Annotated in this window: 2 protein-coding genes, 1 rRNA gene and 1 pseudogene; 2 read left to right on the top strand and 2 right to left on the bottom strand. The window is 45.1% G+C overall.

Going from position 1 to position 3,662, the window contains the following annotated elements; genetic code table 11:
- Positions 1–108: 108 nt before the first annotated feature.
- Positions 109–587: pseudogene (locus ACFPXP_RS08365) on the top strand (group II intron reverse transcriptase/maturase); the annotation flags it as partial.
- 571 nt (positions 588–1,158) lie between these two features.
- Here the strand turns inward: ACFPXP_RS08365 and ACFPXP_RS08360 are convergent.
- Together ACFPXP_RS08360 and ACFPXP_RS08355 are read right to left on the bottom strand one after the other, a co-directional pair.
- The gene (locus ACFPXP_RS08360) at positions 1,159–1,554 is read right to left on the bottom strand and encodes a hypothetical protein (protein ID WP_379893774.1); all 396 of its coding nucleotides are present in this window, start codon (positions 1,552–1,554) and stop codon (positions 1,159–1,161) included.
- Positions 1,555–1,556: 2 nt separating this feature from the next.
- Positions 1,557–2,567 carry a glycoside hydrolase family 73 protein gene (locus ACFPXP_RS08355; RefSeq protein WP_379893773.1) on the bottom strand — a complete coding sequence of 337 codons (1,011 nt, stop codon included), beginning with the start codon at positions 2,565–2,567 and terminating at the stop codon, positions 1,557–1,559.
- A gap of 763 nt (positions 2,568–3,330) precedes the next feature.
- On the opposite strand from ACFPXP_RS08355, the gene ACFPXP_RS08350 reads away from it, so the two are divergent.
- A 16S ribosomal RNA gene (locus ACFPXP_RS08350) occupies positions 3,331–3,662 on the top strand; the annotation flags it as partial.

Genomic DNA, 3,662 nt, shown 5'->3' with positions numbered 1-3,662 from the left:
AGGCAACGTAACACCCAAAGAAATCAGGGTATGAGGCATAATCATCATAAACGATGAAAAATCGAGCGATTCTATGCAATCAATCGAATAAGAGGTGCAGTGTCCGATATTAGGGGGTTAAGCCGACTGAAAGTAAATCGAGGGAAAAGTGAGGTACGTCCTTGGAACCGTAAGTTCCTTGGATTTAACTTCTTGAGAGACAAGTAGGCGACATTTCGATTCCTCCATAAACCATCTCACGTTCTAAGGAGAAGGTACGAGAGCTGACGAGCTGAACGTGATTGATGTCAAAGGAAAAACGTAAAATTCATTTGACTCGCTTATCGACTAGGGGCACTGCGAGAAATTCGATCTGTGGATTCGCCGCAGGTTACTCATGTGTTTAAGTGAACAATGGAAACGAGTACGCACCCGAATTCGCGAGCTCCGAGCACTCGGCATACCGAAATGTGCCTGCCTTTATCATGGCTAATTCTAGGCGCGGAGCGTGGGAAATGTTTCAAAACACAAAAAAACGCCCTCTCGAATTCTAATGGGAAGCGAAAGGGCTGAAAAGTTTGCTATCTCGTTATTCAGAGCTTTGTTAACCTTTGGAACCGCCGTATGCGGACCCGCATGTACGTGGTGTGAGAAGTCAGGGTTAGCAGCTCCTGCTCACTTCAAATTCTTGAAGAGAGGAAAAATGATAAAACAAAATTAATTAACACAATAGATAAGAGGATATAAGTTGTGGTTTTGCTCAGCTTTTTTGTAGAAGGAGAGGATGCTAACCATCCTTTGAATTGGAAGTAGTTCCTATATAAAATGAAAACGACTAAAAAATTTGCAATCATTAACAGGCTGCCTGAAATATTCGAAAGATCCAATTGAAGCTTCTTATATAAGAGCCTTTCTAGAAGTCCCAATATAATAAATCCAATAAACATAATGATTATAGCTCTGAAATATTCAAATACATATAAAAGAAATTTCACGGTTTACATCTCAACTCCTTATAAAGGGAATTTTAACCATTTTAACCATCTGGACTTTATAATGCAAGTAAGTTATACGTAAGTAATGCTTTCTGGAATAGTTTATTCTTCTTTATGACGAGGTAAACAAAAGGAGCAGCAGGATAGTAACGGTATACCATCCTCGTTGCCCCAAAAAAGAGTATTAGCTGAAATAATGATGAATATCCTTGTATTTTGGCTCAGCCGAATCACGATCCCACTTCAACGCTTCCCATAAATCGATGAGCGCTTCATCGTCACCGCGGAGGGTGCGTACGTTGTGCAAGCGGATGAGCAGCTGGTGAAGCGGGTTGTCCGGAGGGTAGTTCCGATGCATCTGAAAAAAGATGTCTTCGTGCCGGAAGAACACCAATTGAGCAAACGGTATTTGAATTTCGGTAGGGAGCTTATTCGGCATGAATAGCGCGCGGAACAACGCTGCATCATCCATCGTATGGCCCGCCAAATTAAACCATTCCCGAACGCCTGGAAATGTGATTTCTATATTGAGCATGAAGCATGTTTCAACTTGCAATTGATCGAGCATTTGTGCGTTCATTATTAATACGTCCCCCTAACCCACCGAGCGCTTGACATATATAAGTCCTCGTCATCGTTCGATAGAGTTATCGTGATGGCGGCCGGCAAATCCTTCACGTAAATGTCCGGCGCTTCGGTTTCACCATAATCCCCAGAGTTTATTACATTGTTGTAGTTTACCATATTGATGATGGGTTTATCGAAGGTCGGATCCTTCAGGTTCGTTCGCGTGACAAGCTCTTGCCAAGTGACTCCGCCCGTAATTGGATTAGGGATGGGGACGATGCCGCGTTCAATTTTCTTAGCGTACGTACCGTAATATTGCTGGATTCCGAACACAAACGTGATGGAACTGGAATCCTCTTCGCCCTCACTCTCATTCATATACGGCACATCTTCAAAAGGTTGTCCTGTCACCGGATCGATCCCGCCGTTTGCATCCAATATCGTCAAGTTTTGATTGCGTATAATCGATTTTAACTTATTGGCGTATTGGCTGTCCGTTGCGTAGCCGGCACGCTGCAGTTCGTTAGCAAACGCATACGGATTCTCTTGGGCAAGTGCGTAACGATACCTTGGATTCTCAAGTAAAAAGTCGGAATGAACAGCAAAAGAGTCCAGTACGCTATCGTACGAACGGAAAACAGCTACAGTCTGCACGACCTCTCCCTCATACTCTTCGCTCGTTTCAGCCGAACAAGTGGGTCCTTCGTAACCCTCTTGAGCCTTAATGCCAAATACGTTATTGCATATACTTCTGCTGCCATAAGACGATTCAAGCGCCGCTTGTGCAAGAGTAATGCTGGCAGGTATTCCGCTCCTGCGTTCTTCCTCCTGGGCCGCTGCAGCGTATTCTAAAAAGAACGGATGATTTAATGAACCTAGTTCTGTTGGAACCGTAACAACCTCTGTCTCCTGAGTCGATTCGAGCTCCACCCCGCCCCCGGTTCGGGAGCTAATCACTTGATTCGAACCCATGCGGCGGATCGTTACAGTCCCATTTGTATCAAAGACAGGAGGCGGAGTATTCATGTACACCCCGGATACATATAGCATTTTTCTTGACCAATAATCATAGTCTCCGCTTTCCTCAGCCCATTCCACACTACGGTCTATAAAATAGAATGCCTCTTTGTATGAAGGACGGCACATGAATTGGAAGAAAGTTGCCCTTGTAAGTAAACTTCTCGACGTGATATATTATAACTCCTGCCGCTGATGAGGCGGCGAGGAAATGAAGCCTGAGGGCAGCTGGAATGAGTTCGGGTGGTGGACATCGATCAGATGAACATCACAAGCTGGAAAAAAGTTGCACTTGCAAATGAGCTTCCAAACATGATATATTGTAATTCCGGCTGTCGAACAGGCAGTTGGCAGGAAGTGGAGAGCGCAGCTTTGAAATGATGGTTCTTGTGGTGAGCATCGATCAGATGAACATCACGAGCTGGAAAAAAGTTGCACTTGCAAGAAGACTTCTAGACGTGATATATTATAACTCCTGCCGCTGATGAGGCGGTGAGGAAAGGAAGCTTGAGAGCAGCTGGAATGAGTTCGGGTAGTGGACATCGATGATGAACATCACGAGCTGGAAAAAAGTTGCACTTGCAAATGTACTTCCAATCATGATATATTATAAATCCGGTCGTTAAGGCGGCGCGGTATTTGTTCTTTGAAAACTGAACAACGAGTGAAACTGTGCGGATCTCTTCGGAGATTCAAAATTAGTCAGTATTGTAATGAGCAAGTCAAGCTTTACCTTAATACCGATGATGAGTTGTTTAGCAACCAATCATCTTTATTGGAGAGTTTGATCCTGGCTCAGGACGAACGCTGGCGGCGTGCCTAATACATGCAAGTCGAGCGGACTTTCACGCTTCTTCGGAAGCATGAGGGTTAGCGGCGAACGGGTGAGTAACACGTAGGCAACCTGCCTGTAAGACCGGGATAACTAACGGAAACGTTAGCTAATACCGGATAGTTCTGATCTCTGCATGGGGATGAGAGGAAAGAGGGTTCTGCTCTCACTTACAGATGGGCCTGCGGCGCATTAGCTAGTAGGTAGGGTAACGGCCTACCTAGGCGACGATGCGTAGCCGACCTGAGAGGGTGATCGGCCACACTGGGACT

The sequence above is a fragment of the Marinicrinis lubricantis genome, from assembly GCF_042658665.1.
Taxonomy (GTDB): domain Bacteria; phylum Bacillota; class Bacilli; order Paenibacillales; family KCTC-33676; genus Marinicrinis; species Marinicrinis lubricantis.
The sequence above is the reverse complement of the archived record's forward strand: the minus strand, read 5'-3'. Positions and strand labels throughout refer to the sequence as shown.

Coding starts and splice junctions, on each gene's coding strand:
- ACFPXP_RS08360 (WP_379893774.1), bottom strand. CDS start 1,554: ATGAACGCACAAATGCTCGATCAATTGCAAGTTGAAACATGCTTCATG.
- ACFPXP_RS08355 (WP_379893773.1), bottom strand. CDS start 2,567: ATGAATACTCCGCCTCCTGTCTTTGATACAAATGGGACTGTAACGATC.